We start from the raw sequence: 26,486 nt of genomic DNA on the forward strand, positions 1-26,486 counted from the left end.
CCATGCCAGACCGGAGCGCGTTCGGCCAGCGACTCGCCGACGAGGACGAGCGGCGGGTCGAGGCGATCCTCGACGAGATGACCGTCGCCGAGAAAGTGGGCCAGATCGTCGGCGTCCCGGCGCTCGCGGACGTCGACGAAGCCAGGGAGGCGGTCACCGACCACCACGTCGGCTCGGTCCACTTCGGCGGGACGCCGCACAACACGCCCGCCGAGAAGGCCGAGTTCGTCAACGAACTCCAGCGGGCGGCCATCGACGCCTCGCGCTTCGACGTCCCGCTGTTCGTCCGCGCGATGGCCGAGCACGGCCACGCCGCCATCTCGGGGAGCACCGTCTTCCCCCAGCAGCTCGGCCTCGGCGCGACGCGGGACCCGGACCTCGCCGCGCGGGCGGCCCGCGTCGCGGCGGTCGAGATGCGCGCCACCGGCGTCCAGTCGACCAGCAGCCCCATCGGCGACGTGGCCCGGGACCAGCGCTGGGGCCGCATCGCCGAGACGTTCGGCGAGAGTCCGCACCTCTGCGGCGAGTTCACGGCCGCGATGGTCCGCGGCTACCAGGAGAACGACTGCGACGACTCCGTCCTCGCGGTGACCAAGCACTTCCCCGCCTACAGCGAGGGCGTCCGCGGCGAGGACCAGGCGCCCAACGATATCTCCGAGTACACGCTCCGGCGCGTCCACGTCCCGCCATACGAGGCCGGCATCGAGGCGGGGACCGCCGGGATCATGCCCTGCTACAACGTCATCGACGGCGAACCCGTCCACGGGTCGCCCCGATTTCTGCGTGACCTCCTCCGCGAGGACCTGGGGTTCACCGGGTTCACGCTCGCGGACTACGCCGGCGCCGAGGACCTCCACGGCGGACATCGCGCCACCGAATCGCTGGAGGAGTCGCTGTGGCGAGCGGTCCACGCGGGGATCGACCTGCTCCCCTCCGGCGGCGCCGAGTACTGCGAGCACATTCTGGCGCTCGTCGAGGACGGCGAACTGAGCGAGTCGCGGATCGAGGAGAGCGCCCGGCGCGTGCTCCGCCTGAAGTTCGCGCTCGACCTGTTCGAGGACCCGTTCGTCGACCCCGACGACGCCGTCGCGACGCTCGGCCGGCCGAACCACCGCGAACTGGCCCGCGAGGTCGCCAGGGAGTCGATGACGCTCCTCCGGAACGAGGGCGACGTCCTCCCGCTCGACCCCGACCTCGACCAGGTGCTCGTCGCCGGTCCGAACGCCGACGACATCGCCGCCCAGCACGGCGGCTGGGGCAGCGTCGAGGACCCGCGGCCGCTCGGCGACACGGTCCTCGACGGGATCGAGGCGGCGGTCGCCGACGGGACCGACGTGGTCCACGAACGGGGCGCCGGGATCGACGAGACGCTGGACGTCGATGCCGCTCGCGACGCTGCCGAGCAGTCAGACGCGGCCGTCGTCGTGGTGGGCGAGCCCGACTACGTCCACGAGTTCCGCGCGAGTTCCCAGGCGTTCGGCGCCGAGGAGTTCCCCCACCGCGAGCGCCTGACGCTGCCCGAGGCCCAGCGCGAACTCGTCGAGGCGATCCACGCGACCGGCACGCCGACCGTCGCGGTCCTCGTCACTGGCCGCGTGCTGTCGACGCCGTGGATCGCCGAGCACGTCCCCGGCCTGCTCCTCGCGTACCAGCCCGGTTCGGAGGGCGGCGCCGTCGCGGACGTCCTCTTCGGCGAGCACGATCCGTCGGGGAGACTCCCGCTCTCGGTCCCGCGCTCGGAGGGGCAGGTCCCGGTCCGGTTCAACCACCTCACCCACCCCACCGTCGACCACGAGGCCCACCGTTCCTCCTACGATCCGCTCTTCGAGTACGGCCACGGGCTGAGCTACACCGACTTCGAGTACGAGGACCTGTCCGTCTCGCCCGGGGAGGTCGGCCCGGACGCGACCGTCGACGTCGAGGTCACGGTCGCCAACGTCGGCGACCGCGCCGGGACGGAACCCGTCGAAGTGTTCGCGACCGACGTGGTGAGCACCCGTGTCACGCCGGTCCGGGAACTGCGGGCGTTCGACCGCGTCGACCTCGACGCGGGCGACCGGGCGACGGTCTCGTTCTCGCTGGACGTCCGGGACTTCGGCATCGTCGAGAACGACGGGACGCGGACGGTCGAACCCGGAACCTTCGAAGTCCGGGTCGGCGACCTCGTCGAGTCGTTCGAGGTGGCGCGGGGCCGCCCCTACCGGCGCTGAGGCCGGGTGACCGACCGCTGCGGTCACGCGATTCCCGCACCGGCCCACCACGCTCATGGCCCTGGCGAGCGTAGATCGGTCCGATGCCGGTTCCTGACGAGATCGATCTCTCCGGCGAGCGCAAGCGCGTCTATCGCTTCGTCGACCGGCACGGCCCGGTCGAACCCGCGGTCGTCGCCGAGACCGTCGGCGTCGACCCCGAGTCGTTCCAGCATCACGTCTCGATCCTCAAGCGCGACGACTTCGTCGAGGAGGACGAGCGCGGGCGTCTGCAGGCGCAGATCCAGCCGGGCGAGACCGAGGAGTTCGCCGAGGCGGGCGTCGCCTACGCGGTCCGCCCGGCCCGGCCCGCGGACTTCTCGGGCGTCGTCGGCGTCATCCGCGAGGTCGCAGCCGAGCAGACGTACATCACCGCCGAGACGGTCGCCGAGGAGCTCACCTACGAGGAGACGCTCTTCCGGCGGACGCCCACGGCGTGTCGCGTCGTCTTCGTCGCGGAGGTCGCCGACGAGGTGGTCGGCTGGGCCCACGTCGACGCCCAGGAGCAGGCCAAGCTCCGCGGGACCGCCGAGTGCACCGTCGGGGTCCTCGACGGCTACCGTCGCCACGGCATCGGCAGTCACCTCCTCCAGCGCGGCGTCCAGTGGGCCGCCTCCAGGGGCTGCCGGAAGGTGTACAACAGCCTCCCGGCGACCAACGGCGCGGCCATCGACTTCCTCGAACGCAACGGCTGGGAGATCGAGGCGATCCGCGAGGACCACTACGAGATCGACGGCGACCTCGTGGACGAGGTGATGCTCGCCCGGCGACTGGACGAGTGAACCGAGACGCGCGACGGTCTCACTCGTCCCACTCGTCGCTGGACCACGCGTCTTCGTGGTCTTCGACCGACGACTCGCTGGCGCGCGGGAGCAGTCGGGACAGGACCACGTACTCGGTCATCGAGAGGGCGAGCGCCACTGCGATCGGGACGAGCGCGCCCTCGAAGACGAACATGAGCGCGAGCGCGACCACGCCGGCCCCGGAGAGCGCGTAGCCCGCCGCGCCGGGGTGGAAGCTCCGCGCGAGGTTCTCGTGGTCGTCGCGGACGTAGCTCTCGTCGGCCCGCCGGATCGTGTACGGGACGGTGTAGAACATCCCGACGCCGGAGAGCGCGCCGACGAGTACTCCGACGGCGATCTGTTCGAAGAGGAGGACGGTCACGTACGCGAGCATCCCGAACGTGAGCACGGCGGCGGCCCCGCCGACGAAGCCCGGGGAGACCACGCTCTCGTCCATCGTCGATTCTGCCATGTCCGTGCGATCACCCTCTGTCAATAAAACGATAGGGGACGGTACCCGCGGTGTCCCCCGGAACGGGCGCCGATCACCCGGTCCGGAAGGAGTAATCGAGCGTCGGCGCGGAGTGGGTCAGGCTCCCCATCGAGATCACGTCGACGCCGGTGGCCGCGTAGTCGGGGACGGTCTCGACGGTGATCCCGCCCGAGGCCTCGGCGAGCACCTCGTGGCCGAGGTCGGCGGCGGCCGCTCGCAGGCGTTCGACCGCGCGCTCGGTCGTCTCGGGGTCCATGTTGTCGAGCAGGACGATGTCGGCGCCCGCTTCGGCGGCTCGCGGCGCGTCTGCGGGCTCCTCGACCTCGACCTCGATCTTCGTCGCGAACGACGCCCGCTCGCGGAACTGCTCGACGGCGGATTCGAGGCCCATCTCGGCGACGTGGTTGTCCTTGACCATCACCATGTGCGAGAGGTCGAGGCGGTGCGTGTCACCGCCTCCGGCGACGACCGCGCGCTTCTCGATACCGCGGAGTCCAGGGGTGGTCTTCCGGGTACCCGCGACGCGCACGCTGTCGCTCTCGGACCGGGCTGCGTCGACTGCCCGCCGCGTCTTCGACGCGATACCGGACGCGTGACCGGTGATATTCACCGCGACGCGCTCGCCGCGCAGTACGTCGCGAGCGGGTCCCTCGACTTCGAGGGCTGCATCGCCGGCTTCGATCCGGTCGCCGGCCGCCGCGCTGTCGGTGACGGTCACGTCCAGGTACTCGAAGACGGCGCGGGCGGCGTCGAGGCCGGCGACGACGCCCGAGTCTCTCGCGACGAGCCGGCCCGTCGTCTCTCCGGGCACCTGGTTGGTCACGTCGTGGTGGCCGACGTCTTCGCGGAGCCACTGCTCGATCTGTGAATCGGGGATCATCTCGGGTAGAACCCCTCTCAGTCCGCCCCGGGTTTGGCGGGCGCTTCGACGAGGTTGTGCGTGCCGACGGACTCCTCGTTCTCCGCGGCGGCCCGCGCGACGAGCAGGGCCGTCACCGAGGCGTGGCGGAGTTCGTACAGCGATCGGGAGGTCCGCGTGCGGACGTAGGCGTCGACCTCGCCCTTCAGCCGCCGGAGGACCGCCTGCGCGCGGCCGAGGTCGTCCCGATTCCTGCGGAGGCCGACGTACTCGTCCATCACGCGACGCAGACGGACGAACTTCTCGCGGGCGAAGTTCTCGGGGAGCGCGGGGTCACGGTCGAGGAGTTCGGGAGCTTCCACCACGTCAGCCTCGAACCCGGAAGCGTCCTCACCGGCCCGGAGACCCCAGACCAGTCCTTCCAGCAGCGAGGTCGAGGCCAGGCGGTTCGCGCCGTGGACGCCCGTGCGGGAGCACTCGCCGACGGCGTAGAGGCGGTCGAGCGACGCCCGCCCGCGGGTGTCCACGTCGACGCCGCCACAGAGGAAGTGCTCGGCGGGACCGACCGGGATGCCGGATTCCCAGTCGACGCCGCGTTCCTCGCACTTCGCGGCCAGGTCCGGGAACTCCCCGGCGAAGTCGAGCGGCGAGACGTCCAGCACGACCTCGCCGGTGGTCTCGCGTTCTTCCTGCACTGCGCGGGCGACCACGTCGCGGGGTGCGAGTTCGGCGTCTTCGTGGTAGTCGGGCATGAACCGGTCCCCCTCCCCGTTCCGGAGGACGGCGCCCTCGCCGCGGACGGCCTCGCTGACGAGGAAGGGGCCATCGCCCTCCGCTTCACCGGGCTCGGCGGTTTCACCGCCTCGCTTCGAGGCGCTTCGCGCCTCGCTACCGGGGTAGACTGTCGGGTGGAACTGCACGTACTCCATGTCTTCCACGTCGGCGCCCGCGAGCGCGGCCATCGCGATGCCGTCGCCCGTCGAGCCGTCGGGATTGGTCGAACGGGGGTACAGGTCACCGATGCCGCCCGTGGCGAGGATCGTCGCCCCCGCGAACGTCGGCGTGACTTCGCCCTCGTGTTCGAGCAGCGCGCCGTGGACGCGGCCCTCGTGTCCGACCAGTTCGAGCGCGGCGGTGTCGTCCAGGATCTCCACGCCGTCGCGGTCGTCGAGGTGGTTGAGGAACGGGACGTGGATGTGTTTGCCCGTCGACGCGTCGACGTGGAGGATCCGGGGCTCGTCGTGGGCGGCCTCGCGGCCGAAGTCGAAGTCGTCGCCGGCATCGCCGTCGTCGCTTCCGCTCTCGCCCGCGGCGTCGTCGCCGTTCGTGTCGAACTCGACGCCCAGCGTGTCGACGAGCACGTCCTGGACGGCGCCGTTGGCCTCCTCGACGAGCACGTCGACGGCCCCGGGGTCGGAGGTGTCGGCGCTGGCCGCCAGGATGTCCTGCTTGAACTGGCCGGGGTCGTCCCGCGAGACGGCGATGCCGCCCTGCGCCCACCACGAGGAGGCGCCCTCCGGGCGAGTGGCCTTCGTCGCGACGGTCACGTCGGCACCCTCGCGAGCAGCGCCGAGTGCAGCCGCGAGTCCCGCGATGCCCGACCCGACCACGAGCACGTCCGTCGTCCGGTAGTCGTCGTAGTCTTCCAGTTCTGGCTCGTCGGTGTGTTCGTCCCCGGTCATGGTCAGATCTCCAGCATCCGGTCGAGCGCGACCTGTGCGAGCTCCTTCTCCTCCGGGGCGACCTCGATGACGTTGCGCTCGCGGCCCGCGACGAGCTCTTCGAGGACCCACGTCAGGTAGTTGGGGTCGATCTGGCGCATGGCGTTGCAGTCCATGCAGGCGTCGCCGCACAGCGGCAACACTTCCACCTCGGGGTGCCAGCGGTCGAGGTGCTTGGCGAGGTGGATCTCGGTGCCGATGGCCCACGCGTCGCCGGGGTCGGCGTCCTCGACTGTCTCGCAGATGGTCGACGTGGAGCCGACCACGTCGGCGGCCTCGACGACCTCGCGGCGACACTCGGGGTGGACGACGACGTTCGCGTCCGGGCGGCGCTCGCGCAGGTCCTCGATGTGTTCCTCCCGGAAGCGCTCGTGGACCTGGCAGTAGCCGTCCCAGAGCACGATGTCGTTCTCCACGACCTCCTCGGCGTCCTTGCCCTCGGGGTCCCACGGGTCCCACTCCGCGATCTCGTCCTCCATGCCGAGCCGGTAGGCGGTGTTCTCCCCGAGGTGCTTGTCGGGGAGAAAGAGGACTTTGTCGCCCTTCTCGAAGGCGTACTCGAAGGCCTTGTGGGCGTTCGAGGACGTACACACGAGTCCGCCCTGCTCGGCGCAGAAGGCCTTCAGGTCCGCGTAGCTGTTCATGTAGGTGATCGGGATGATCTCCTCGTCGGGCGCGGCCCCCGTGATCTCGGCCCACGCGGCGTCGACCTGGAGCGCCTCGGCCATCCCGGCCATCGGACAGGAGGCCTCCATGCTCGGGAGGATCACGGACTGGCTGTCGTCGGTGATGATGTCCGCCGATTCGGCCATGAAGGTGACACCGCCGAAGATCACGTACTCGGCGTCGGCGTTCGCGGCCTCCTTCGAGAGCTGGTAGGAGTCGCCAACGAAGTCGGCGTGCTCGACGATCTCGCGGCGCTGGTAGTTGTGGCCGAGGATCACCACGTCGTCGCCGAGTTCGGCCAGTGCGGCCTCGATCCGTTCGGTGCGTTCGGCCTCGTCTAACTCGCGGTAGGCCGGCGGCAGCTGTTCCAGGTTGTCGTACTTGAAGAGACTGAGGTCAGTCTCGAACTGGGCTGTTTCCATTTCCGGCACGAGTGGTCACTTGGGTTAGGTGAGTCTATGGAGTACCGTATTGAAAAAGTTTTGTCTTCAATACCTCCGACCGGTGATTCTCTGGGCCGCATTCTCGTATTTTGGCCACATATCAGTGACGAATGGCGATATTGATGGGTATTGATATGTGGTACCACGGGACGAGAAAGAGCGACCGAGGGAGAGCCGTTCAGACGATCTGTTCGCCGTCGTCGTCGTAGACTTCGATGGCGTCGACGGGGCAGGCGCGCGCGGCGAACTTCGCGTCGAGTTCGGCGTCCTCGGGGACCTCGCGGACGAACTGGTCCTCCTCCTGTTCCTCGCCGTCGACGAGGATCGCCTTCCCGGCGTCGCTGTCGCGTTCGAACCCGTCCCACTCGGCGACGCACTGGAACATCCCGATACAGGTGTCGCGGTCGTACTCGATGCGCATACCGGCGGTTTGCGGCCGGCCGCAAAGAGGGTGGCGTCCGACGCCGGCGGCCGCTGGTGTGAGCGAGCAGCCCCGCAGTTTTTTGGCCTGCCGCCGCCCATCTCGGTCGATGACCGACGGGTCCGTCAGTCCAGCCGACGCCCGCGGTGCGGTCGCCGACGCGGTCCCCGACGAGCGGGTCGAGACGGTCCGGCGAATGGAAGACGGGACGAACGCGGTCTACCGGGTCGAGACCGACGCGGACGCGTACGTGGTCAAGTACAGCACGTTCTCCGGGCGTGAGTTGCTCGCGGCCGAGGTCGAGGTGTATCGGCTCCTCGCCGACACCGATCTTCCGGTCCCACGAGTGGTCGACGCGACGCTCGACCGCGCCGATGGACCGGCGTTCGTCGTCATGGAGGCGCTCCCCGGGTCGTCGCCCGACGGGGACGCGGTGACGCCCGCGGTCGCTCGTGAGATGGGCGCCACGCTACGCGGGTTCGCGTCGGTTCCGCCGCTGGGCGGGTACGGTCGCCTCCGGCGCGACCCCGACCGGACGCCGCCGCTCGTCGCCCGCGAGGACTCCTGGCGCGAGTACGTCGACTGGTACGCCGATATGCTCCTCTCGAAGCCGTCGGACGCGCTGGCGGACTGCGCCGACGACGTGCGGGCCGTGATCGACGAGACGCGTCCCGCCGTTCCCGCCGAACCGGACCCCGCCCTCGTCGTCTCCGACTATCGCCCGTCGAACCTCCACGTCGACGGTGACGGGCGGGTCGTCGGCGTGTTCGACCTCGAACGCGCGGCCGTCGGCGACCTGCGTTTCGCACTCGTCAACGCCGCGTACCTGCTGACTCGCCATCGACCTGCCGAAGCCGAGCAGCTGCGCGCCGCGCTGTTCGACGGATTCGGCGATGCGGTGGGCGGTGAGGTTCGGACGTGTTACCGGGCGGTCGCCGTCGCCCGAGAGATCCGCGGGTTCGACTTCTGGTGGGACGACCGGTCGGTCGTCGACGAGGAGGCCGCGAACGTCCGTGCATTCGTCAAGGAGCTGACGGAGTGACGGGGCGTCGTCGTTTGCGACGGCCACTCGCGTTCAGTGCGGTGTGCTTATTGAGTAGTGGTTTCTGTCGAGTGGATTGTGGAAGGAAGTCGACTGAGCAGGACCGCAGGATATACTGGGAGTTGAAAGCCCTCGACGTGCTCGCGGTCGCTGAGTCGGATATCCTCACTCCGTTCGGATAGTGCCGACTCAGACGACTATAATAAACGCGAGCCCGTCTCGCCCTTTCAGTCCACCAGGATCCGCACCGCACAGCACTGCGCCTCATCCCTCCCCAGCCGATTCGCTCCCTGCGGTCGCTCATCCCTCGCACGGCTACGAATCGCGGTCTCGCTCTCGCTCGACACGCTCGCCAGCGCGCGCCACCGCGAATGGTTACGCTGCGGACTGTACCGAACACTACCGACCGAACGGAGCGCGGAGGCGGGCCAGTGACGGAAACGGGGGCGCGATCTGGCAGTGTCGTCCCCACCCGCGGCCGTCGAAGGGTGTGTTTTTTGCCCGGCGGCCTCGCAGGACTCACCAATGAGCGACGCCGACTACGACTACGAGGATCTGGGGCTGGTGGCGGGCCTGGAGATCCACCAGCAGCTCGACACGGCCCACAAGCTGTTCTGCCCGTGTCCGACGGAACTCCGGGAGCCCGAGGCCGCCCAGCGGACGTTCACGCGGTACCTCCACCCGACCAAGAGCGAACTCGGGGAGATCGACGAGGCCGCCCTCGAAGAGAGCATGGTCGACCGCGAGTTCGAGTACCTCGCCTACGACACCACCTGCCTCGTCGAGGAGGACGACGAACCGCCCCACCGCGTCGACCGCGAAGCGATGGACGTGACGATGGAGATCGCGCAACTGCTCGACGCGAGTGTCGCCGACCAGGTTCACGTCATGCGGAAGATCGTCGTCGACGGGTCGAACACGACGGGGTTCCAGCGGACGATGCGCGTCGCCGGCGAGGGCGCCATCGAGACCGACGAGGGGACGGTCCGGATCGAGGACCTCATGCTCGAAGAGGAGTCCGCCCAGCGCGTCGCGGAGACCGATTCGGGGGTCCGCTACTCGCTCGATCGGCTGGGGATCCCGCTCGTCGAGATCGGGACCAAGCCGGACATCCGCTCGCCGGAGCAGGCCCGCGACGCCGCCGAGCGCATCGGGATGCTCCTGCGCTCGACGGGGCAGGTCAAGCGCGGCCTGGGGACCATCCGCCAGGACGTCAACGTCTCCATCGCCGAGGGCGCCCGCGTCGAGATCAAAGGCGTCCAGAGCCTCGACGACATCGACGACATCGTCCGCAACGAGGTCCGCCGGCAGGTCGAACTGCTGGAGATCGCCGAGGAACTACAGGCGCGCGACGCGAGCGTCGGCGACCCGCAGGACGTGACCGATGTCTTCGAGGGAACGGATTCAGGCGTCATTTCGAGCGCACTGGAGGAAGATCCCGGGAAGGTCATGGCAGTCCCGCTGTTCGGCTTCGACGGCCTCCTCGGCCGAGAGATACAGCCGGATAAACGTCTCGGGACGGAGCTGTCGTATCACGCGATACGAAGCGGTGCAGGCGGCATCTTCCACACCGACGAGCTTCCCGCCTACGGGATCACTGACGACGAGGTCGATGCGGTTCGTGAAGCCGTCGGCGCAGGCCCCGAGGACGGGGTCGCGATAGTGGCAGACGCCGCGGCGATCGCGGAGCGAGCCATCGAGGCCGCTGCAGAGCGCGCAGCGGTCGCCCGCTCCGAGGTCCCCGAGGAGACCCGCGGCGCCAACGAGGACGGCACGACCCGCTACCTGCGGCCGCTGCCGGGCGCGGCGCGGATGTACCCAGAGACGGACGTTCCCCCCGTGGAACCCGACCCGAGCGAGGTCGACCGGCCGGAACTCCTGACCGAGAAGGTCGAGCGCTACCAGGCCGAGTACGATCTGGACTCGGGGCTCGCCGAGCAGGTCGCCTACGGCGAGTACATGCCGCTGTTCGAGGAGGTCGTCGCCGAGGGCGTCTCCGCGAGTGACGCGAGCGGAGGCTCGTCAGACGAGTCTGACGGCGTCGACCCGACGCTCGCGGCGGGCACTCTCGAATCGACGCTGACGGAACTGCGCCGGGACGACGTTGCCGTCGAGCACCTGACCGACGACCACCTCGCGGACGCGCTCGCGCTGGTCGACGACGGCGATGTTCCCCAGGAAGGACTCGACGACCTCCTCCGAGCACTCGCGGCCGACCCGGGCCTGACCGCCGAGGAAGCGGTCGAACAGCAGGACCTGGGCGGCGTCGGCGAGGACGAGGTGCGCGAGGCGGTCGTGACGGTCGTCGAGCGCAACGCAGAGCAGGTCGAGACCGAGGGGATGGGCGCCTTCTCCGGGCTGATGGGCGAGTGCATGGGTGAACTCCGCGGGAAGGCCGACGGTGACACGGTGAGCAGCGTCCTCCGCGAGGAGATCCAGGAGCGAGCGGGGTAGCGGGATGCGGGCGACCCGACGACGCGGTGTGAGCGTGCTCGTCGCGACGTCGCTCCTGGCAGTCGCGACCGTGACGCTGGCGTCGGTGCCGCCGCGGCCGCTCAGGAGCGTTATCACGCTCGTCCACGCGCTGGGGCTCCGCGTCGCGACCGACTGGCTGGCCGTCGTCGCGCTGTTGAGTCTCGGCGAGCGGGTCGCCACGGGGGAGGGGTCGATCACCCGCTCGACCGTCAGGCGGCTCGCACTCGCGGTGTTCGTCGGCGGCGTCGCTATCGAGGTGTCGCCGCTCGTCAGGCTGGTCGCCGAACCGTCGTCGGTCACGACGACCGTTCTCGTCGACGGCGTCGCGAGCGCCGTCCAGGAGGGGCTGTTCGCCGCCGGTCTCTTCGTCGCCACCGCCGCGGGCGGCGTGGCCCTCCGTGATGCCCTCGGCGACCGTGCCGGCGGCGGACTCCCGCTCGCGCCGACCGAACGGCGTCTCCCGCGGGTCGACCCGCGCGCCGTCGTTCGCGTGACGCGGGTGATGGCCGCCGTCGCCGCGCTCTGGTTCGGGATCGAGGTGGCGTCGCGGCTCGCACTGGGAGTCCCCTACTTCTGGCTCGCGGTCGGCGAGTCGGCCGTGGGGGCGCTCGGCGGGGCCGTCGACTACGGCGTCCTCGCGGTCGCGTTCCTCGCGCTCGCCGTCGACGGCGCGGACGTCCGGTCGGCCGTCGGCGGGGCCGCCGCCGTCTGGCTGGTGCTGGTCGTCTTCGGGATCGCCGTCGGCGTGTTCAGCGCTGGACTCGGCGTCGTGCTCGTCGGCGCGACCGCGACGCCGATGGGCGCCGTGGAGGCAGCCGGGATGGGCCTGTGGCCCGCGCCCGAGTCGTGGACGCAACTGCTCGCGACCGGGACGTTTCTCGCCGGCGCGGCCGGCCTCTGGGTGGTCCAGCGGACGGTCCCGGAGCGGGACGAATCCGAGTCGAGCGCCGCGGTCGGCGACTCCGGGGCGCCGCGATGAAGTCTGGTCCACACGCCGCGATCTCGCTGGCTGTCGGTCTCGCCGCGCTCGCGGTCACGACGCCGCCGATCCCGGCGTGGGCGGTCGTCGTGATCGCGGTCGCCGTCGGCGTCGGCATCGACTTCGACCACTTCTTCCTCGCGTGGTACAACGCGGGCGACCTGGGTCCGGTCCGCCGCTGTCTCCGCGACCCGCGGATCGTCGTCTTCGACCAGGACGCGATCTTCGAGGCCGGCACCGTGGGCGCGCTGAACCGCCTCCTGAGCCACGTCGTCATCGGTGGGATCGTTGTGCCCGCGCTGTGGCTGTGGCAGCCCTACCTCGCGGGGCTGGTCGGCGCGTCGCTCTACGCTCACCTGCTCGCCGATCTGGTCTCGACGACGCGAAACGGCGTGGTCGTCGAGCGCGGTGAGGGCGGCCGTCCCGCCGACGACGGCGCCGCGACTCGCAGCGACGGCGGCCGAGAATCGTAGTCGGACGCCACTGGGGCGACGGGTCTCGGTCCAGGGGGCCGCGACCGCCTACTCGGTCCGGTCGTCGTCCGCTCGATTCCGGACGCGGTCGCCGTCTGCTCAGTCCTGGACGCGGTCGCCGTCTGCTCGGTCCTTGACGCGTTCGATCTTCTGTGACGCCCGGCGGAAGATACCGCGCAGCGTCGTCGCCTCGCGGCCGGTCGGATGGGCGCGGCCGACGAGTCGCCGCCAGAGCCGGCGGGCCTTCGGTCGCTTCTCCTCGGGATGGTCGATCGCCTCCAGGAAGTCGCCGAACTGGTCGTTGAGCCCCTCGACCGCCCGTTCCTCGGCGCGCTGGTGGCGATCGTCGGGGTGCTGGGTCGCCGCGACGGTCAACTCACGGAGTTCGTAGAGGACGATGGTCGCCGCCTGGCCGAGGTTGAGGACGGGGTAGTCGGCGGCGGCGGGGATCGAACAGACCTCGTCGAGGCGGGCGAGTTCGTCGTTGGTGAGGCCGACGCGCTCGCGGCCGAAGACGACGCAGGTGTCAGTCTCGACGCCGCGCAGACTGTCGGCGAGCTCCGCGGGCGTCTTGAACGGATAGCGCGTGTGGCTCCGCTCGTCCTCGTTCGTCACTGCGGTCGATCCGACGGTGTGGAAGTTGTCGACGAGATAGTCGAAGTTGACCTCGCGAGCGTTCGGGAGGACGTCCTCGCGGGCCTGCCCTGCGAAGCCGTAGGCTTCGCCCTCGGGGTCGAGTTCCGGCGGGTCGACCAGCAACAGGTCCGAGAGACCGAAGTTCTTCATCGACCGGGCGATGGTGCCGACGTTGCCGGGCGTCTCGGCGTCGACGACGGCGACGGTGATCGAGGGGCCGCTCCCGTCAGCGTCCGGAGGGAGGTCCGCGGCACGCTGGTCTGGTCCGTCGGTCATCACTCGAAGTCCAGGTCGGTGAGGTCGAGGTCGAGCGCGTCGAGTTCCTCGTCGTCCATCTCCTCGATCTCCTCTTCGAGGCCGGGGAGTTCGTCGTCGGGGTCGGGCGCCTCGGGGACGCTGTCGGGGTCCTCCTCGACGTGTTCGAGCTCGAACCCGTCGGGCGCGCGCCCGCCGTCGGCGAACCAGTCGTGGAAGCGCGCCTGGAGCTCGCGCTCGCCGGCGAGGTGCTTGCCGCCTTCCTCCTGGAACCAGTAGACGAAGTCGGCCTCGTGGTCGTCGCAGAGGAGGACTTCCCCGAGCGGTTCGCCGTAGATGGCCTGCGCGGGGTTGCACCGCTCGATGTCCTCGTCGCCGTGGAGGAGGTAACAGGCGTCACACGGTTCGCCCATCATCGCGGAGAGGCGGACGATCCGCTCGCGGGTGTCGGCGTCCATGTTCGCCAGCGGCCGGATCTTGCCGTCGGCGCCGAACACCGCGTCCTCGTCGAACCGCCAGCCCCGGAGACCGATCGATACCTTGCCCATGTCGGCGGGTAGACGACGAGTCGACAAAAAGCGCCCGTGTTGGCGCTCGCGGTGTCGCCACCGGCGACCGGGGTGGCGCCACCGAAGGGCTCGCCGGCCGACGATTTATGTATGTACGTTACCTCTTCACACACATGACCAGCTTCGTGGTCTTCCTGGCGCTGGTGGTCGCCGGTGGGCTGGCACTCGGCGTGGCCGCGATGGGGGCGTGGCTCGCACTCGGTCGACTCGCGGCGCGCGCGCCGCGCGACGGCGAGGTGTTGCCGTCGCACTACTCGAGTCTCGTCTACACGACGCCCGCGAAGTACCCGGGCTATTGCCCGGAATGCGGGACGAACAACGACCCGGAGTACAGCGTCTGCAAGAACTGCTCGTCGAAGCTGCCGGAATCGCGCGCCGCACGCAGGACGCAGACGCCGAACAGCTTCCTGAACCAGTGACCGCGCGTCGAGGTGGCGTCCGAGTCGGCGTCCGTGCTGGCGACCAACCGCGGGCGTCGAGTACCGACGAGCGTCAGCAGCCGCCCGGTACTGCCGAGCGACAGCGGTTATCCGGTACCACGACCGACCGCGGTCGGTCGGCACCGGCGGTCCATCGCACCGTTTTTGCGGCCCCAGTCCGCAGAGGCGCGCATGCAGAACGTCACCGCCGCGGGCATGGGGATCGGCGACGACTACCCCCCGCGGATCATGGGCGTCCTCAACGTCAGCGAGGAGTCGCCCTACGACCCGAGCGTCTTCGACGACCCCGGCGAGGCCGCGGCGTACGTCGACGACGACCTGATCGGCGAGGGGGCGGACGTCGTCGACGTGGGGCTGGAGTCGGCCAACAAACGCTTCGACGTGCTCTCGGCCGAACAGGAACTCGCTCGGCTGGACACCGCGGTCGAGGCGCTCCACTCGACCTCCGGCGACGCGGTCTGGAGCATCGAGACGCGCTACGCCGAGGTGGCGGAGGCGGCCCTGGACCGCGGGTTCGACATGGTCAACGACATCGCGGGGTTCGCCGACCCGGAGATGCCTGCCGTCTGTCGCGAGTACGACGTGGCGGTCGCGAAGATGGCGAGCCCGCCAGACCTGGCGAAACCCGGTGCCGTGCGAGCGACGCCGTGGGCCGAGCGCCGTTCGGAGGAATGGGCCGAACAGGCGGACTACGTCGACCAGGTGTACGAGGCGCTGAAACAGAACGGGCTGACGGACAAGACCATCGTCGACCCGGCGTTCGGCGGGTGGTCCGAGGACCAGACGCTCGAAGACGACCGCGAGACGTTCCGCCGCCTGCGGGAGTTCCGCGGCCTCGACCGGCCGATGCTCGTCTCCATCAACCGGAAGAACTTCCTCCGTTCGATCGCCGACCGCTCGACGGAGGCCGCACTACCGGTGAGCCTGGCGGCCACCTCGATGGCCGTCGAGCGCGGCGCCCACGTGATCCGCACCCACGACGTGGCCGAGACGCGCGACGCCGCCCTCGTCGGGGACGCGTTCGCTCGGGAGCGCGGACGCAGCGGTTCCGGCAGCGACGACGCCCTCACCGTCGAGGAACTCGACGTGACGACTCCGGGGGAGGCGGCCCGCCACTTCGAGCGCGCCGGCGTCACGGACGCGGACCCCGCGTCTGTCGTGAGTCGGGTGTACGCCGTCGGCGGACTGGACGAATCGGCGCGCGAACGCCTGCAAGCGGCGGCGAACGCGACCGACTGTCGGTTCCTGCCGGCCGAGGGAGGCGACGGGGGGTTTTTATATGGATCGACGACTTCGCTGGCGGCGCTGGGGGACAGAACAGACGTGCCACGCCCGCTCGCGCGGACGCTGCCGGGCGGCGGGGGCGAAAAGAGGTGAGAAAACTTATACCGGATGCGCCAAAACGAGTGGGTGAAGGCCGAAAGGGCACCTGGGTAGGGGTACCTTGTCCGTGCCACTTCGGCTAATCCGGTTTATTGGGGACCAACGTTCGTAGCGACAGCCATGGAATTTCACGACTGGGAACCCGTCTACGCCGCGATCCTGGCCGATATGGGGTTCGACCGGACCGCCGACGAACGGGCCCGCGACCTGCTCGCCGCCCTCGTGAGCGACGGCGATTCCACGGCTGAGCGAGCGTCTGACGGAGGCGCGGGCGCGTCAGACGCCGGGGCGGACGCCTCAGACGCGAGCGGTGTCGGCGCCTCGGATGCAAGCGCTGTCGACGCACGGACGCTCGTCCCGGAAGACCTCGATTTCGCGGACGAGACGGTCGCGATCGTCGGCGCGGGGCCGTCCCTCGACGCCGAACTGGAGCGAGTCGGGGAGGCCGAGCGCGTCGTCGCTGCCTCGGACGCGGCCACGCGAGTCCGGGAGGCCGGACTCCCGGTGGACTGCATGGTGACCGACCTGGACGAAGAGGGCGACGTCGCCCGCGAGTTGACGCGCGAGGGGACGCCCGTCGCCGTTCACGCCCACGGCGACAACCGGCCGGCGCTCCGCGAGCGGGTGCCGCGCCTCGCGGTGGAGTGGGTGCTGCCGACGACCCAGGCGGCGCCCGCGGGGCCGGTCTACAACACCGGCGGGTTCACCGACGGCGACCGCGCCGCGTTCCTCGCCGATCACTGCGGCGCCGCTGAACTGGTCTTCGCCGGCTGGGACTTCGACGACCGGAGCGTGGGGCCGATCAAGCGCCGGAAGCTCGTCTGGGCCGAGCGGCTGCTGCGGTGGCTGGAAGTCCGCCGCGGCGAGCGCTTCGACGTGCTCGACGGCCGGCGCGACGGGATCGACGAGTCGACCGTCCCGATCTGAACGGCGGCTCGGAAGCGGGCGTCGGCGCCGCCGGTCGATCGGGCCGGACCGCGGAGTCCTTCGGCGCCGCGCTCAGAGCGCGCTCACGATCTCGACGGTCGTGACGGTCGCGTAGTTGGCGACGAACGCGACGAGCAACAGGACGGCGAGCACCGCGAACAGCAGGGACAGCCGTCGCCGACCGGTCTCCGAGAGGTCGAATCGCTCGCCGGCCCACTCGGTGATCTGCCGGAAGGGCGCCCGGTCCGGTCGGCGTCCCGTTCACCGCGCGGACGAGGAGAACAGTCGCGTTCGTCAGATTGCTGATGTGTTCCCCACTACGTCACACGTCCTACGGGGCGGCCGGTGCGGCGCCACGTGGTCGTTGTAACCGATCCGAGTCCGTTTGCGCCGGCATCTGGTAACTAATCAGTACTGATGCCGCAGGTGTCAATTTATGATCGGCTATCGTGATATCAGACTGATGAACGAAAAGGCGGAGGCGCGAAACGGCAACGAACGGCCGCGGGACGACGGGAGCGAGGACGACGACGGTGAGGCCCTGGTGGGGGAGTGCACCGAGTGCGGACAGGTCTACTCGTTGCAAACGGGGGCTGACGGTTCCGTCGTCCCGCTCGGGACCGACGGGACCTGCCAGTGCGGCAACGACGAGTTCGAACCGCTGTCCGGTACGTAGCGGTGGCCGGTTAGGGGACGATTCCGCAGCAGGCCCGACGAGTTCCGGCCTACTGGCCGCTCTCGACTCGATCTGACGGCTCTAACTGTTTTGGCTGTCCGATTATGGGCGTCCGCTCCCGACTTCCGACGTGGTCCACCATGGATCGAACGAGGGATACGCGCGACGAGCAGTTCTTGACCGCCCGGAACTTCGGCACGCTGTTGGTCTTCATTGCGATGGTCTCGGTCGCGCTACGCGCGACGAGTGGTGACTGGCCGACCGGGCTGGGCGGCTGGGGTGCGGCGGTGTTCGCCGGCGCGGGCCTCGTGCTCGTCGGCCACTCGCTGACACACCGGATCACCGCGAGGCAGTCGGTGAATCAGTGAGCCGGGTCGCCGCGAGCGTCCTCGCCGCCGCCGACGAAGCTAAATGCGACGGGGCCGCTCACTCAGGCAATGACCGAGTTCGCCTTTCTGACCGACGCCGTCGGAGACGAGCGGGTGTCGGTCGACGAGTACGCCCGCGACGAACACGCAGGCGACTGGGGTACGCACCCCGAAGACGAGGTCCGCCCCGACGCCGTCGTCTGGCCCACCTCGACCGCGGAAGTCTCGGCCATCCTCGCGGGAGCCCACGAACGCGGGATCCCCGTCACCCCCTACGCCGCCGGGACCGGTCTGGAGGGCAACGCAGTTCCTGCCCACGAAGGTATCAGCCTCGACACGACCCGGATGAACGAGATCCTCGACGTTCGACCCGAGGACCTCCAGATCGACGTCCAGCCTGGCGTCCTCGGGAGCGCCGTCGACGAGGCCGCCGCCGAGCACGGGCTGACGTTCCCGCCGCTCCCCTCCTCGGGCGACATCTCGACCGTCGGAGGGATGATCGCCACCGACGCGAGCGGGATGCAGGCGGTGAAGTACGGCGTCGTCGGCGACTGGGTGCTCGAACTCGAAGCCGTGCTCGCCGACGGGACCGTGATCTCGGCGGGGAGCGAGGCCGTCAAGAGCTCGGCGGGGTACAACCTCAAGGACCTGCTCGTCGGCAGCGAGGGGACGCTGGCGGTCGTCACTCGTGCGACGCTGCAACTCGCGGGCCGCCCGCAACAGGTCCGCGGCGGGCGAGCGGTCTTCGAGACGTTCGAGGACGCCGCGGGCGCCATCGCCGACGCTATCCAGTCGGGCGTCGACGTGGCGAAGATCGAACTGCTGGGTTCGTTCGCGGCAGAGGTCGCCAACGAGTACGTCGGGACCGACCTGCCCGACGCGCCGATGGTGTTCGTCGAGTTCCACGCCGACCACGGCATCGACGAGGAGATCGAGTTCTGTCGGTCCGTGTTCGCCGACTACGACCCCCTCTCCTTCGAGATGGCCGCCGACGAGGAGATGGCCCAGCTGTGGGAGCTGCGCCGCGAGATGGCCTACGCCCTCGACGAGTACCGTCCGGACCTGCGCCCGCTCCACCCCGGGGACGTGACCGTACCCATCAGCGAGATCCCGACGATCATCCGCCACGCCCGCGGCGAGGCCGAAGCTCACGACCTCCCGATGGCTTGCTACGGCCACGCCGGCGACGGCAACCTCCATTACGAGATCCTCGTCGACCCCGACGACGACGAGATGGTGGCGGCGGGCGAAGCCGTCTACGCCAGCGTCGTCGAGAAAGCCATCGAACTCGGCGGGACCGCCACCGGCGAGCACGGCGTCGGCCTGGGCAAGCGGCAGTTCATGAACCGCGAGCACGGCCGCGACTCCGTGGCCGTGATGCGCTCGATCAAGGACGCCCTCGACCCAGACGGCATCCTCAACCCCGGGAAGATATTCCCGGACGAGTCGGAGTAGGGCGGCGTTCGAGGCGTATCGGGCCCGAGCTTTCGAGCGGCGCGCGCTGTCGCGAGTCTCGTCTCGCGACGGAGTCGTGCGAGGGATGAGGAGCGCAACGAAGTGAGCACCGCAATCGGCTGGGGAGGCGTGTGGTGCGGTGCTGTATCGGGCGGGACTGAAAGGGGCCGGCCGCTGCGGGAACCCGGACGAAGGACGCACCGTGGTTCGAGAGAACGAAGCTCTCTCGTCATCACGAAAGAGCGCTTTGCGCTCTTTCGAACGACAGCGGAGCGAGGAGCCCAGCGAGGCCCGGGACCGCAGCGGTCGGGAGCTTTCAACGTCAGTATTGACGGGACGAGAGCGGTGAAAGTCGCGTTTGCGGACTGCGGCTCTCACGGCTGCCGTTGACTGCCGTTCGATTCCTCGTGGCCCTCTGACTCCACCAGCTACTCCGGAGCGAGCGCGCGCATCGTCGCGTCGATCTCGTCGGGCTCGGCGCCTCGCGGGAACGACACGGAGACGGCGTCGACGCCGTCGATCGACTCCCACGCCGAATACCGCTCGCGGCACTCATCGGGCGTGCCGGCGATGCCCAGGTCGTCCAGCAACTCGTCAGAGATGGCGTCCTGGGCGGCGTCGTGATTCCGGTTGGCCCACTCGCTGGCGATCTCGACGGCCTCGTCCTCGTAGCCCTGGCGTTCGAGCGCCTCGCGGTAGAACGTGCCCATCGCGCCGACGTAGAACGCGAGGTGGTTCCGCGCCAGGTCCCGCGCGCGCTCCCGGTCGTCCAGCGCGATACAGGGGAGCGAGAGCGTAACGCGCAGGTCTTCGAACTCTCGTTCCCCCAGTTCGGCGCCGCGCTCCAGGTCCGCTAACCGGTCACGTAACCCGTCCCGGGTCAGCATGAGCGCGTGCCAGCCGTCGGCGAAGCGACCGGCCAGTTCGACGGACTTCGGCCCCATGCCGGCGGCGTCGATCCCCGGCGGCGTATCCGGTGGATCACAGCGTAAACGCAATCCCGAGAGAGTGAAGATGTCGCCGTCGTACTCGACGCGCTCGCCCGAGAGGACGAGGCGGACGATATCGATGGTCTCGCGGGTCCGGCGCAGGGGTCGGTCGTAGTCGGCGCCGTGCCACCCTTCGACGACGGCGGGCCCGCTCGGGCCAAGGCCCACGCGGAGGCGGCCGTCGGAGGCCTCCTGCAGGGTCGCCGCAGTCTGGCCGATGAGCGCCGGCGAGCGGGAGTAGACGTTCGCGATGGAGGTGCCGATGCCGATGTCGTCGGTGCGTTCGGCGATGGCGGTCAGCACCGTGACGGCGTCGCGGCCCCACGTCTCGGGCAGCCACGCGCGGTCGTAGCCCAGTTCCTCGGCGTCCTGTGCGTACTCGACGAGGGTGTCGATGGAGGGCTGTGCGGCCACGGGCAGAAACACGTCGCGGGTGGGTGCGCGCTCGCTCATAGGTCCGGGGTCTCCTCGATGTCGGGCACGCCGCGGGCGGTGACCGTCTCGCCGACGAGGAACGAACTGGCGTCGCTGGCGAGGAACTGGGCGACGTCGGCGATCTCCTCGCTCAGGCCGACGTTGCGGTCGATGTCGTCCCGATCGATCTCGCCGGGTTCGACGCCCATCTGGCTGGCGACGCCGGGCGTGGCGACGTAGCCGGGCGCGATACAGTTGACCCGGACCCCGTCGCTGGCCCACTCGTAGCCGAGCGTGCTCGTGAGGTTGATGATCGCCGCCTTCGCGGCGCCGTAGTGGCTCATGTAGGGCGAGCCCTGCTGACCGGCGACGCTGGCGACGTTGATGACCGTCCCGCCGCCGTCGACCAGGTGCTCGCGAGCGGCCTGCGTGCAGTTGTACGTCCCGGTGAGGTTCACGTCGACGACGCTCTCCCAGCCGTTCTCGGAGATGTCCTCGAAGCCGGCCATGAAGCTCGCGCCGGCGTTGTTGACGAGGCAGTCGACCGTCCCGAACTCCGCGGCGGCCGCGTCGACCAGCGCCTCGACGTCGGCACGGTCGCGCACGTCGCACGCCCGGCCGACGGCGTCGCCGCCGTCACCCTCGTTCAACGCAGCGACGGCCTCGTCGACGTCCTCTTCGGTCCGGGCGCAGATCGCCACGTCGGCACCGTCGGCGACGAACTGTTCGGCGATGGCGCGGCCGATCCCTTTCGTCCCCCCGGTCACGACCGCCGCCTGCCCGGCGACGGAGAACTGGTCGATCACCGTCTCCCCTCCGCTGTGGTACTTCTTCGCATACTCGTGTTCGGGGCCCGCAGGTCCAAATAGATGCGTAGCACTCGCGACAACTCGTCCGGCGTTTGAAATCGGTGGCGGCTCACTTCGCTCCCCGCTCGTATTTCCGGGGCGCTCACTTCGTTCGCTCCCCGCTATTAGTCGTCTGCTGGTTCCTCGTGATCGGGGTGTGGATACTCGACGAACTCGGGGAGGTCCGGCACGTCGGTCGCGTCGTGCTCGCCGACGGGCGGGCGGTTGACCTCGGCGGCGGCCGACGCCTCGATGTCGGTCTCGTCGTCGATGGCCTCCATCTGCCCTGCTTCGTCCGCCTCGCGGGCGTCCTGGTCGATGCGCATCGAGCAGAAGTCGACGCCGCACATCGAACAGAAGCGGGCCTCCTTGTAGTTGTCGCCGGGCAGGGTCTGGTCGTGGTACTCGCGTGCGCGTTCGGGGTCCAGCGCGAGTTCGAACTGCCGGCGCCAGTCGAATTCGTACCTCGCCTCCGAGAGCGCGTCGTCCCAGTCGCGTGCGCCCTCGCGACCGTTCGCCACGTCCGCGGCGTGGGCGGCGATGCGGTAGGCGGCGAGCCCCTCGCGCACGTCCGCGGCGTCGGGCAGGCCGAGGTGTTCCTTCGGCGTGACGTAACAGAGCATCGCGGCCCCGGCGCGGCCCGCCTCGGTCGCGCCGATGGCGCTGGTGATGTGGTCGTAGCCCGGCGCCACGTCCGTCACGAGCGGCCCGAGCACGTAGAACGGTGCGCCGTCGCAGACCTCCTGCTGGCGCTCGACGTTGTCGGCCACCTCGTCCATCGGCACGTGGCCCGGTCCCTCGACCATGACCTGGACACCGTGGTCCCACGCCGTGCGGGTCAACTCGCCCAGCGTCTCCAGTTCGGCGAACTGCGCCTCGTCGCTCGCGTCGGCGAGACAGCCGGGCCGCAGGCCATCACCGAGACTGAACGTCACGTCGTGCTCGGCGAAGATCTCACAGATCTCGTCGAACTTGGTGTAGAGCGGGTTCTCCATGCCGTTCTCCTCGATCCACTGTGCGAGGATCGAGCCGCCGCGGGAGACGATGCCCGTCTTCCGGCCGTCGGTCAGCGGCAGGTGCTCCATCCGGACGCCGGCGTGGACGGTCATGTAGTCGACGCCCTGCTCGGCCTGCTTCTCGACGACGTCGAGCAGGAGTTCGTGGGTCAGGTCGGCCACGTCGTCGACCCGCGTGACTGCCCCGTAGATGGGGACGGTGCCCACCGGGACCGGCGAGTACTCGACGTTGGCCTCGCGGATCCGGTCGAGGTCGCCTCCCGTGGAGAGGTCCATCACGGTGTCAGCGCCGTAGTGGACGGCCGTGTGGAGCTTCTCCAGTTCGTCCTCCAGGTCGCTGGTCGTCTCGCTCGCGCCGATGTTGGCGTTGACCTTCGTCCCGAACTCCCGGCCGATGATCATCGGGTCCAGCGACTCGTGCCCGTGGTTCGTCGGGATGACCGCCTGGCCATCGGCGACCTGCTCGCGGACGAACTCGGGGTCGCGGTTCTCCCGCTCGGCGACTCGCTCCATCGCGGGCGTGACCTCCCCGTCCCGTGCGCGCTGTAGCTGGGTCGGCATCGATTACTAGGTTGTAACACCTGGTAATAAATATTGGTGTCCGCGCCACAGAGCGCTCTCTTTGGGCGCTTGACCCAGGTTTCCGTCCGTGCCGGGACTGTTATCGCCCGGTCGGATCCGTCGACGGGGCGGCCTGGCCGGTCGGGGCACGATCGCCCCGGAGGACGATGCCGAGACCGGAGTACGCGACGAGGTGGCTGATCTCGAAGACGATCACCGGGGCACCGAGAGCGGCGACGGAGTTCGCGATCATCGCCACGAAGGTGACCGCTTCAAGCAGTAACAGTCCGCCGACGGCCCGCCCGTGACCGCCCGTGCGCGCGCTCGTCACGCCGAACAGGCCGTACGCGAACACCATCGAGAACAGCGCGACGATACCGGTGATCGCGCTGAACGCGGCGTTCTCCGGAACGACGCCCCCAGTCTCCAGGACGCCCGCGACGGCGATGAGCGTCCAGTCGGCGGCGGCGATCGCCGCCGTGCCGAGCGCGACGAGCGCCGTTCGCGGTGCACTGTCCGCGAGTCGCGGATAGAGGCCAGCCAGCGCGACGACTCCGAGCAGGAACCCCGTCGGCGCGACGAATTGTTGCACCGGTTCGTAGGACGTGCCCTGGTACGTCCGCAGCGCCGTGTTCGTCACGAAGACGACCATGAACACGCTGGCCGCGAGATACAGGGTCGAGTGCCTCCGCTCGACGGCGGCCAGCACGCCGTCACGCACGGCCATCGGTGGTCACCCCCGAGGCGGCTGTCTCCGGGTGCTGTTCGGTCGACGATGCGGTCGAATGAGGGGCCATTGGTGCTAACATGGTGTCGTTCACCCGCCGCGGGTTCCCGCTCCCGGCCACGGCGAGACAGGATAGGCGAGGGAACCGGGGACGATAAACGTCATTAGCACGACAGTACTAAAATTCGGTTGACAGGTATCGGTGCCGGCCCGCTCCGGGCCGTCGCGGGGCCCTCGACCGGCCCGTCGAGCGGAACAGGCCGTCGTTCACCGGTCCACGTCGACGACGCGGACCGTCTCGTCGAACGTGAGCCGGATCGACTCGCCGTCACGGGACGCCGTGACCGCCACACGTGTCGGGTCCTCACCGACGACTGTCACCTCGTGGTCGAGCGCGAGGTCGTGGACGTGTTTCGCGCTCTCGAAGTCGCCGGCCCGGACGCGCGTCGAGACGCCGTGGTCGTGGTAGAACGAGACGACGGCCGGGTGGAACAGCGCGAGGCGTTTGGGCGTCGCTCCGTCGTGGTGACCGCAGGTGCGACAGCGGAAGTGAGCCGTCGTCCCGAACCGCAGCCCGCAGTCGGTGCAGCCGTCGGGGTCGTGGTCCGGACACCGGTCGAACCAGCGCTCCACCGGGCTGGAACAGGTCGGACAGACGCCGTCGAACACCGACCGGAGCCGACGCCGACCGACGACCGCACTCGCCGCCCGGAGCCCCTCGGGCGACCACTCGCGGAGGCCCGCCGGGTCGAACGGCTGCGCGGTGAGCGGTCCGGGCGGGTCGAACGACGCGAAGTCCCGTCCCGGCGTCATCCCGTCGCACTCGTGGCAGGCCCAGAAGAGCGTCCCCTCGCGGTAACTCATCACGGTCCGGGCGTCGCAGAACGGACACCGCTGGTCGATCGCCGCGGGTTCGAGGCGCTCGTCGTGAACGCCGGCGCCCGATATCACCGCCCGGACGAGCTTCTGCGCGGGGACGCGGAGCTCGTATCCGCCGCGCTCGTCGCGTTGGCGAACGAACTGCCCTTCGAGCTTCTTGAGGTGGTATCGCAGGTTGCCCGGGTCGTCGTGGCCCACCCGCTCCGCGATCTGCGAGAACGCGACGGCGTTGTCGTCAGCGCGCAGGTCGTGACGCTCCCAGATCGCGAGCAGGATCGCCAGTCGCGTCTCGTCGCCGAGCAGTGCGAACGCGTCGGTCGCCCGCCGACCGACCGCGTCCGCCGTCGCCTCCAGGGGCGACTCGGTCTGGTCTGCGTCGCTCACGGCGCTCACCCCGCCGTCCCGCGAGCGGCCGGCCCGCGATCGGTCGACGCGACGCGTCGGAGCGCGAACCCGAGCGCCAGCAGGCTCAGTCCCAGTCCGGCGCCGATGGCGAACCCGGCCGCGTCGGACGCCGCGTCGACGGCTGCGGCCCCGACCCTCGCGACGAGCAGTGCGGCTGGCGCCAGCAGCAGGAGGACGAGGGTCCGAGGACCGAGGCGGGCGCGGCGGCCGGCGACAGTGAACAGGACGTACGCCGCGACCGTCGAGGCGAGGACCGCGACGTAGAAGGCGGGCGGGACCGGTGGGCCGCGGGGCGACGACATACCCACCGTCTCGGCGATTAGTTCGGTGGTGATCGCGAACCATCCCGCGGCGGGGACCGCCGCGGAAACGACCGCTGCCCGGGCGAGCCGAGGAGTCCGGTCAGCGAGCGCGGGGTACAGCGCGGCCAGCGCGACGGTCCCGACGAGATGCCCGGCGGCGGCGAATACGCCGCTCGGCGCGCTCGCGTCGGTGACGAGTCGGAGCCACCAGGCCGCCGCGTGAGCGACCAACAGCGCCCCGGCGAGCAGGAACAGCGTCGGACTCCAGCGCTCGATCGACCTGCCGGTTGATGGCGTCATGTCTCTCGCCCTGCAATCCGCGAGTTCCCGACATAACTCTAGGGGACCTCGAGAGGTCGGGTCTGCGAGGTGTGGCGCGTGTGTCCGGGGTTCGGGGGCCGGACTGCGAGCGGCCGGGACTGACGAAGGAGAGCGGTCGCCTCCTGGCTTCCTGTCACTCCTCACTCGTCGTCGCGGACAGTCATCACGGGGACCGGCGACTCGCGGACGACCAGCTCGGGGACGAGCGAGAGGACGGCATACCCGGAACCCCGCGAACAACGTGAAAGGGGCTTGGGCGTGGTCGATCCAGTCGAGACGGCCGGCCCGTCGCTACGTGTCGAACAGGTACATGTCTGCGGACTGGTGCGGCGACACACCGTCCGTCTCGTCGCCGGCCGCGTCGTCGCGCTCGAACACGCGCGCGAGGATCAGGTACCCGACGACGCCGACACCGACGCCGAGCGCGCCCCGCGGCGCGCCGAACGTCGCCACGCGGTCGGAGACGCCTGACGCCATCAGCAGCTCGAACGCGGCGGTCCCGGTCATCGCCACCCCGAGCGCGAGCAGCGCGGCACCGAAGAGCGTGCCAGCGACCGATGCAAGTCGACCGCGACCAAACCGCTGCGCGTCGATCATACCTATCGTTGGACGTGTCGACACATTATCTTTTCCCGGGGTGACGCGCTCCGCACTCGCGGCCGGCGCGAAAACCATATCAGTCCTCGCGGTAACTTCCGCGCATGAACGTCAC

The 26,486-nt window shown here is 69.8% G+C and carries 27 protein-coding genes; 13 read left to right on the forward strand and 14 right to left on the reverse strand.

All coding sequences use genetic code 11. From position 1 onward, the window contains the following. Window positions 1-2 precede the first annotated feature (2 nt). Both ACMGFE_RS00550 and ACMGFE_RS00555 read left to right on the forward strand, forming a co-directional pair. Window positions 3-2,210 (forward strand): glycoside hydrolase family 3 N-terminal domain-containing protein, encoded by a 2,208-nt coding sequence (locus ACMGFE_RS00550; protein ID WP_436922986.1) that lies wholly within the window; start codon window positions 3-5, stop codon window positions 2,208-2,210. A gap of 83 nt (window positions 2,211-2,293) precedes the next feature. Continuing rightward, window positions 2,294-3,031 (forward strand): GNAT family N-acetyltransferase, encoded by a 738-nt coding sequence (locus ACMGFE_RS00555; protein ID WP_436922987.1) that lies wholly within the window; start codon window positions 2,294-2,296, stop codon window positions 3,029-3,031. A gap of 19 nt (window positions 3,032-3,050) precedes the next feature. On the opposite strand, the gene ACMGFE_RS00560 is transcribed toward ACMGFE_RS00555, so the two are convergent. From ACMGFE_RS00560 to ACMGFE_RS00580, 5 genes are all read right to left on the reverse strand, one after another. Further along, window positions 3,051-3,503, reverse strand: a complete 453-nt coding sequence (locus tag ACMGFE_RS00560; RefSeq protein WP_436922988.1) for a hypothetical protein — start codon at window positions 3,501-3,503, stop codon at window positions 3,051-3,053. Between the two features lie 73 nt (window positions 3,504-3,576). Then, the gene (nadC, locus tag ACMGFE_RS00565) at window positions 3,577-4,404 is read right to left on the reverse strand and encodes a carboxylating nicotinate-nucleotide diphosphorylase (protein WP_436922989.1); all 828 of its coding nucleotides are present in this window, start codon (window positions 4,402-4,404) and stop codon (window positions 3,577-3,579) included. A gap of 17 nt (window positions 4,405-4,421) precedes the next feature. Beyond that, a complete protein-coding gene (locus ACMGFE_RS00570) occupies window positions 4,422-6,065 on the reverse strand; it encodes an L-aspartate oxidase (protein ID WP_436922990.1) in 1,644 nt (547 codons plus the stop codon). 2 nt (window positions 6,066-6,067) lie between these two features. Continuing rightward, on the reverse strand, window positions 6,068-7,201 hold the full coding sequence (gene nadA / locus ACMGFE_RS00575; protein ID WP_436922991.1) for a quinolinate synthase NadA: 1,134 nt from the start codon (window positions 7,199-7,201) through the stop codon (window positions 6,068-6,070). A 190-nt stretch (window positions 7,202-7,391) separates the two neighbouring features. Beyond that, window positions 7,392-7,634 (reverse strand): ferredoxin, encoded by a 243-nt coding sequence (locus tag ACMGFE_RS00580; RefSeq protein WP_436922992.1) that lies wholly within the window; start codon window positions 7,632-7,634, stop codon window positions 7,392-7,394. A gap of 109 nt (window positions 7,635-7,743) precedes the next feature. Between ACMGFE_RS00580 and ACMGFE_RS00585 the strand changes: the two genes are divergently transcribed. The 4 genes from ACMGFE_RS00585 to ACMGFE_RS00600 all read left to right on the forward strand — a co-directional run bounded on the left by ACMGFE_RS00585 (window position 7,744) and on the right by ACMGFE_RS00600 (window position 12,603). Further along, complete coding sequence (locus tag ACMGFE_RS00585) at window positions 7,744-8,676, forward strand: aminoglycoside phosphotransferase family protein (RefSeq protein WP_436922993.1); 933 nt, start codon at window positions 7,744-7,746, stop codon at window positions 8,674-8,676. A 525-nt stretch (window positions 8,677-9,201) separates the two neighbouring features. Further along, window positions 9,202-11,130 (forward strand): Glu-tRNA(Gln) amidotransferase subunit GatE, encoded by a 1,929-nt coding sequence (gene gatE, locus ACMGFE_RS00590; protein WP_436922994.1) that lies wholly within the window; start codon window positions 9,202-9,204, stop codon window positions 11,128-11,130. Window positions 11,131-11,158: 28 nt separating this feature from the next. Next, window positions 11,159-12,130: a hypothetical protein gene (locus ACMGFE_RS00595; RefSeq protein ID WP_436922995.1), complete on the forward strand. Its 972-nt coding sequence runs from the start codon at window positions 11,159-11,161 to the stop codon at window positions 12,128-12,130. Continuing rightward, window positions 12,127-12,603 carry a hypothetical protein gene (locus tag ACMGFE_RS00600; RefSeq protein ID WP_436922996.1) on the forward strand — a complete coding sequence of 159 codons (477 nt, stop codon included), beginning with the start codon at window positions 12,127-12,129 and terminating at the stop codon, window positions 12,601-12,603. The genes ACMGFE_RS00595 and ACMGFE_RS00600 overlap by 4 nt, the downstream gene beginning before the upstream one ends. A gap of 99 nt (window positions 12,604-12,702) precedes the next feature. Here ACMGFE_RS00600 and ACMGFE_RS00605 read toward each other — a convergent pair whose 3' ends face one another. Both ACMGFE_RS00605 and ACMGFE_RS00610 read right to left on the reverse strand, forming a co-directional pair. Then, window positions 12,703-13,515 carry an RNA methyltransferase gene (locus ACMGFE_RS00605; RefSeq protein WP_436922997.1) on the reverse strand — a complete coding sequence of 271 codons (813 nt, stop codon included), beginning with the start codon at window positions 13,513-13,515 and terminating at the stop codon, window positions 12,703-12,705. Next, window positions 13,515-14,042, reverse strand: a complete 528-nt coding sequence (locus ACMGFE_RS00610; RefSeq protein WP_436922998.1) for a DUF8114 family protein — start codon at window positions 14,040-14,042, stop codon at window positions 13,515-13,517. The genes ACMGFE_RS00605 and ACMGFE_RS00610 overlap by 1 nt, the downstream gene beginning before the upstream one ends. A gap of 134 nt (window positions 14,043-14,176) precedes the next feature. Here ACMGFE_RS00610 and ACMGFE_RS00615 point away from each other — a divergent pair, with 134 nt between their 5' ends. The 6 genes from ACMGFE_RS00615 (at window position 14,177) to ACMGFE_RS00640 (ending at window position 19,312) form a co-directional block, all read left to right on the forward strand. Next, the gene (locus tag ACMGFE_RS00615) at window positions 14,177-14,482 is read left to right on the forward strand and encodes a DUF7577 domain-containing protein (protein ID WP_436922999.1); all 306 of its coding nucleotides are present in this window, start codon (window positions 14,177-14,179) and stop codon (window positions 14,480-14,482) included. Window positions 14,483-14,674: 192 nt separating this feature from the next. Then, window positions 14,675-15,880 (forward strand): dihydropteroate synthase, encoded by a 1,206-nt coding sequence (gene folP / locus ACMGFE_RS00620; RefSeq protein WP_436923000.1) that lies wholly within the window; start codon window positions 14,675-14,677, stop codon window positions 15,878-15,880. A gap of 126 nt (window positions 15,881-16,006) precedes the next feature. Next, complete coding sequence (locus tag ACMGFE_RS00625; RefSeq protein ID WP_436923001.1) at window positions 16,007-16,813, forward strand: 6-hydroxymethylpterin diphosphokinase MptE-like protein; 807 nt, start codon at window positions 16,007-16,009, stop codon at window positions 16,811-16,813. Between the two features lie 463 nt (window positions 16,814-17,276). Next, window positions 17,277-17,489: a hypothetical protein gene (locus ACMGFE_RS00630; protein WP_436923002.1), complete on the forward strand. Its 213-nt coding sequence runs from the start codon at window positions 17,277-17,279 to the stop codon at window positions 17,487-17,489. Window positions 17,490-17,629: 140 nt separating this feature from the next. Beyond that, window positions 17,630-17,857 carry a hypothetical protein gene (locus ACMGFE_RS00635; RefSeq protein ID WP_436923003.1) on the forward strand — a complete coding sequence of 76 codons (228 nt, stop codon included), beginning with the start codon at window positions 17,630-17,632 and terminating at the stop codon, window positions 17,855-17,857. Window positions 17,858-17,926: 69 nt separating this feature from the next. Further along, window positions 17,927-19,312: an FAD-binding oxidoreductase gene (locus tag ACMGFE_RS00640; RefSeq protein WP_436923005.1), complete on the forward strand. Its 1,386-nt coding sequence runs from the start codon at window positions 17,927-17,929 to the stop codon at window positions 19,310-19,312. Window positions 19,313-19,740: 428 nt separating this feature from the next. Here ACMGFE_RS00640 and ACMGFE_RS00645 read toward each other — a convergent pair whose 3' ends face one another. The 6 genes from ACMGFE_RS00645 to ACMGFE_RS00670 form a co-directional block, all read right to left on the reverse strand. Continuing rightward, complete coding sequence (locus ACMGFE_RS00645) at window positions 19,741-20,754, reverse strand: TIGR04024 family LLM class F420-dependent oxidoreductase (RefSeq protein ID WP_436923006.1); 1,014 nt, start codon at window positions 20,752-20,754, stop codon at window positions 19,741-19,743. Further along, window positions 20,751-21,521: an SDR family NAD(P)-dependent oxidoreductase gene (locus ACMGFE_RS00650; protein ID WP_436923008.1), complete on the reverse strand. Its 771-nt coding sequence runs from the start codon at window positions 21,519-21,521 to the stop codon at window positions 20,751-20,753. The genes ACMGFE_RS00645 and ACMGFE_RS00650 overlap by 4 nt, the downstream gene beginning before the upstream one ends. Before the next feature lie 167 nt (window positions 21,522-21,688). Next, window positions 21,689-23,140, reverse strand: a complete 1,452-nt coding sequence (gene thiC / locus ACMGFE_RS00655) for a phosphomethylpyrimidine synthase ThiC (protein ID WP_436923010.1) — start codon at window positions 23,138-23,140, stop codon at window positions 21,689-21,691. A gap of 100 nt (window positions 23,141-23,240) precedes the next feature. Further along, window positions 23,241-23,867, reverse strand: coding sequence for a hypothetical protein (locus tag ACMGFE_RS00660; protein WP_436923011.1), 627 nt, complete (start codon window positions 23,865-23,867; stop codon window positions 23,241-23,243). A gap of 267 nt (window positions 23,868-24,134) precedes the next feature. Further along, on the reverse strand, window positions 24,135-25,130 hold the full coding sequence (locus tag ACMGFE_RS00665) for a winged helix-turn-helix domain-containing protein (protein ID WP_436923013.1): 996 nt from the start codon (window positions 25,128-25,130) through the stop codon (window positions 24,135-24,137). A 5-nt stretch (window positions 25,131-25,135) separates the two neighbouring features. Beyond that, window positions 25,136-25,753, reverse strand: a complete 618-nt coding sequence (locus ACMGFE_RS00670; protein ID WP_436923014.1) for a hypothetical protein — start codon at window positions 25,751-25,753, stop codon at window positions 25,136-25,138. An 80-nt stretch (window positions 25,754-25,833) separates the two neighbouring features. Here ACMGFE_RS00670 and ACMGFE_RS00675 point away from each other — a divergent pair, with 80 nt between their 5' ends. Next, window positions 25,834-26,019 carry a hypothetical protein gene (locus ACMGFE_RS00675; RefSeq protein ID WP_436923015.1) on the forward strand — a complete coding sequence of 62 codons (186 nt, stop codon included), beginning with the start codon at window positions 25,834-25,836 and terminating at the stop codon, window positions 26,017-26,019. Window positions 26,020-26,065: 46 nt separating this feature from the next. Here the strand turns inward: ACMGFE_RS00675 and ACMGFE_RS00680 are convergent, their stop codons facing one another. Continuing rightward, a complete protein-coding gene (locus ACMGFE_RS00680) occupies window positions 26,066-26,371 on the reverse strand; it encodes a hypothetical protein (protein ID WP_436923016.1) in 306 nt (101 codons plus the stop codon). Between the last annotated feature and the right edge of the window lie 115 nt (window positions 26,372-26,486).

Origin of the sequence: Halosimplex amylolyticum (assembly GCF_051414035.1) — an archaeon.
GTDB classification, from domain to species: Archaea; Halobacteriota; Halobacteria; order Halobacteriales; family Haloarculaceae; genus Halosimplex; species Halosimplex amylolyticum.

Bases quoted from the DNA above. Each gene is read 5' to 3' on its own strand.
- ACMGFE_RS00550 (WP_436922986.1), top strand. From the start codon at position 3: ATGCCAGACCGGAGCGCGTTCGGCCAGCGACTCGCCGACGAGGACGAG.
- ACMGFE_RS00555 (WP_436922987.1), top strand. From the start codon at position 2,294: ATGCCGGTTCCTGACGAGATCGATCTCTCCGGCGAGCGCAAGCGCGTC.
- ACMGFE_RS00560 (WP_436922988.1), bottom strand. From the start codon at position 3,503: ATGGCAGAATCGACGATGGACGAGAGCGTGGTCTCCCCGGGCTTCGTC.
- nadC (WP_436922989.1), bottom strand. From the start codon at position 4,404: ATGATCCCCGATTCACAGATCGAGCAGTGGCTCCGCGAAGACGTCGGC.
- ACMGFE_RS00570 (WP_436922990.1), bottom strand. From the start codon at position 6,065: ATGACCGGGGACGAACACACCGACGAGCCAGAACTGGAAGACTACGAC.
- ACMGFE_RS00580 (WP_436922992.1), bottom strand. From the start codon at position 7,634: ATGCGCATCGAGTACGACCGCGACACCTGTATCGGGATGTTCCAGTGC.
- ACMGFE_RS00585 (WP_436922993.1), top strand. From the start codon at position 7,744: ATGACCGACGGGTCCGTCAGTCCAGCCGACGCCCGCGGTGCGGTCGCC.
- gatE (WP_436922994.1), top strand. From the start codon at position 9,202: ATGAGCGACGCCGACTACGACTACGAGGATCTGGGGCTGGTGGCGGGC.
- ACMGFE_RS00600 (WP_436922996.1), top strand. From the start codon at position 12,127: ATGAAGTCTGGTCCACACGCCGCGATCTCGCTGGCTGTCGGTCTCGCC.
- ACMGFE_RS00605 (WP_436922997.1), bottom strand. From the start codon at position 13,515: ATGACCGACGGACCAGACCAGCGTGCCGCGGACCTCCCTCCGGACGCT.
- ACMGFE_RS00610 (WP_436922998.1), bottom strand. From the start codon at position 14,042: ATGGGCAAGGTATCGATCGGTCTCCGGGGCTGGCGGTTCGACGAGGAC.
- ACMGFE_RS00615 (WP_436922999.1), top strand. From the start codon at position 14,177: ATGACCAGCTTCGTGGTCTTCCTGGCGCTGGTGGTCGCCGGTGGGCTG.
- folP (WP_436923000.1), top strand. From the start codon at position 14,675: ATGCAGAACGTCACCGCCGCGGGCATGGGGATCGGCGACGACTACCCC.
- ACMGFE_RS00625 (WP_436923001.1), top strand. From the start codon at position 16,007: ATGGAATTTCACGACTGGGAACCCGTCTACGCCGCGATCCTGGCCGAT.
- ACMGFE_RS00630 (WP_436923002.1), top strand. From the start codon at position 17,277: ATGAACGAAAAGGCGGAGGCGCGAAACGGCAACGAACGGCCGCGGGAC.
- ACMGFE_RS00635 (WP_436923003.1), top strand. From the start codon at position 17,630: ATGGATCGAACGAGGGATACGCGCGACGAGCAGTTCTTGACCGCCCGG.
- ACMGFE_RS00640 (WP_436923005.1), top strand. From the start codon at position 17,927: ATGACCGAGTTCGCCTTTCTGACCGACGCCGTCGGAGACGAGCGGGTG.
- ACMGFE_RS00645 (WP_436923006.1), bottom strand. From the start codon at position 20,754: ATGAGCGAGCGCGCACCCACCCGCGACGTGTTTCTGCCCGTGGCCGCA.
- thiC (WP_436923010.1), bottom strand. From the start codon at position 23,140: ATGCCGACCCAGCTACAGCGCGCACGGGACGGGGAGGTCACGCCCGCG.
- ACMGFE_RS00660 (WP_436923011.1), bottom strand. From the start codon at position 23,867: ATGGCCGTGCGTGACGGCGTGCTGGCCGCCGTCGAGCGGAGGCACTCG.
- ACMGFE_RS00670 (WP_436923014.1), bottom strand. From the start codon at position 25,753: ATGACGCCATCAACCGGCAGGTCGATCGAGCGCTGGAGTCCGACGCTG.
- ACMGFE_RS00680 (WP_436923016.1), bottom strand. From the start codon at position 26,371: ATGATCGACGCGCAGCGGTTTGGTCGCGGTCGACTTGCATCGGTCGCT.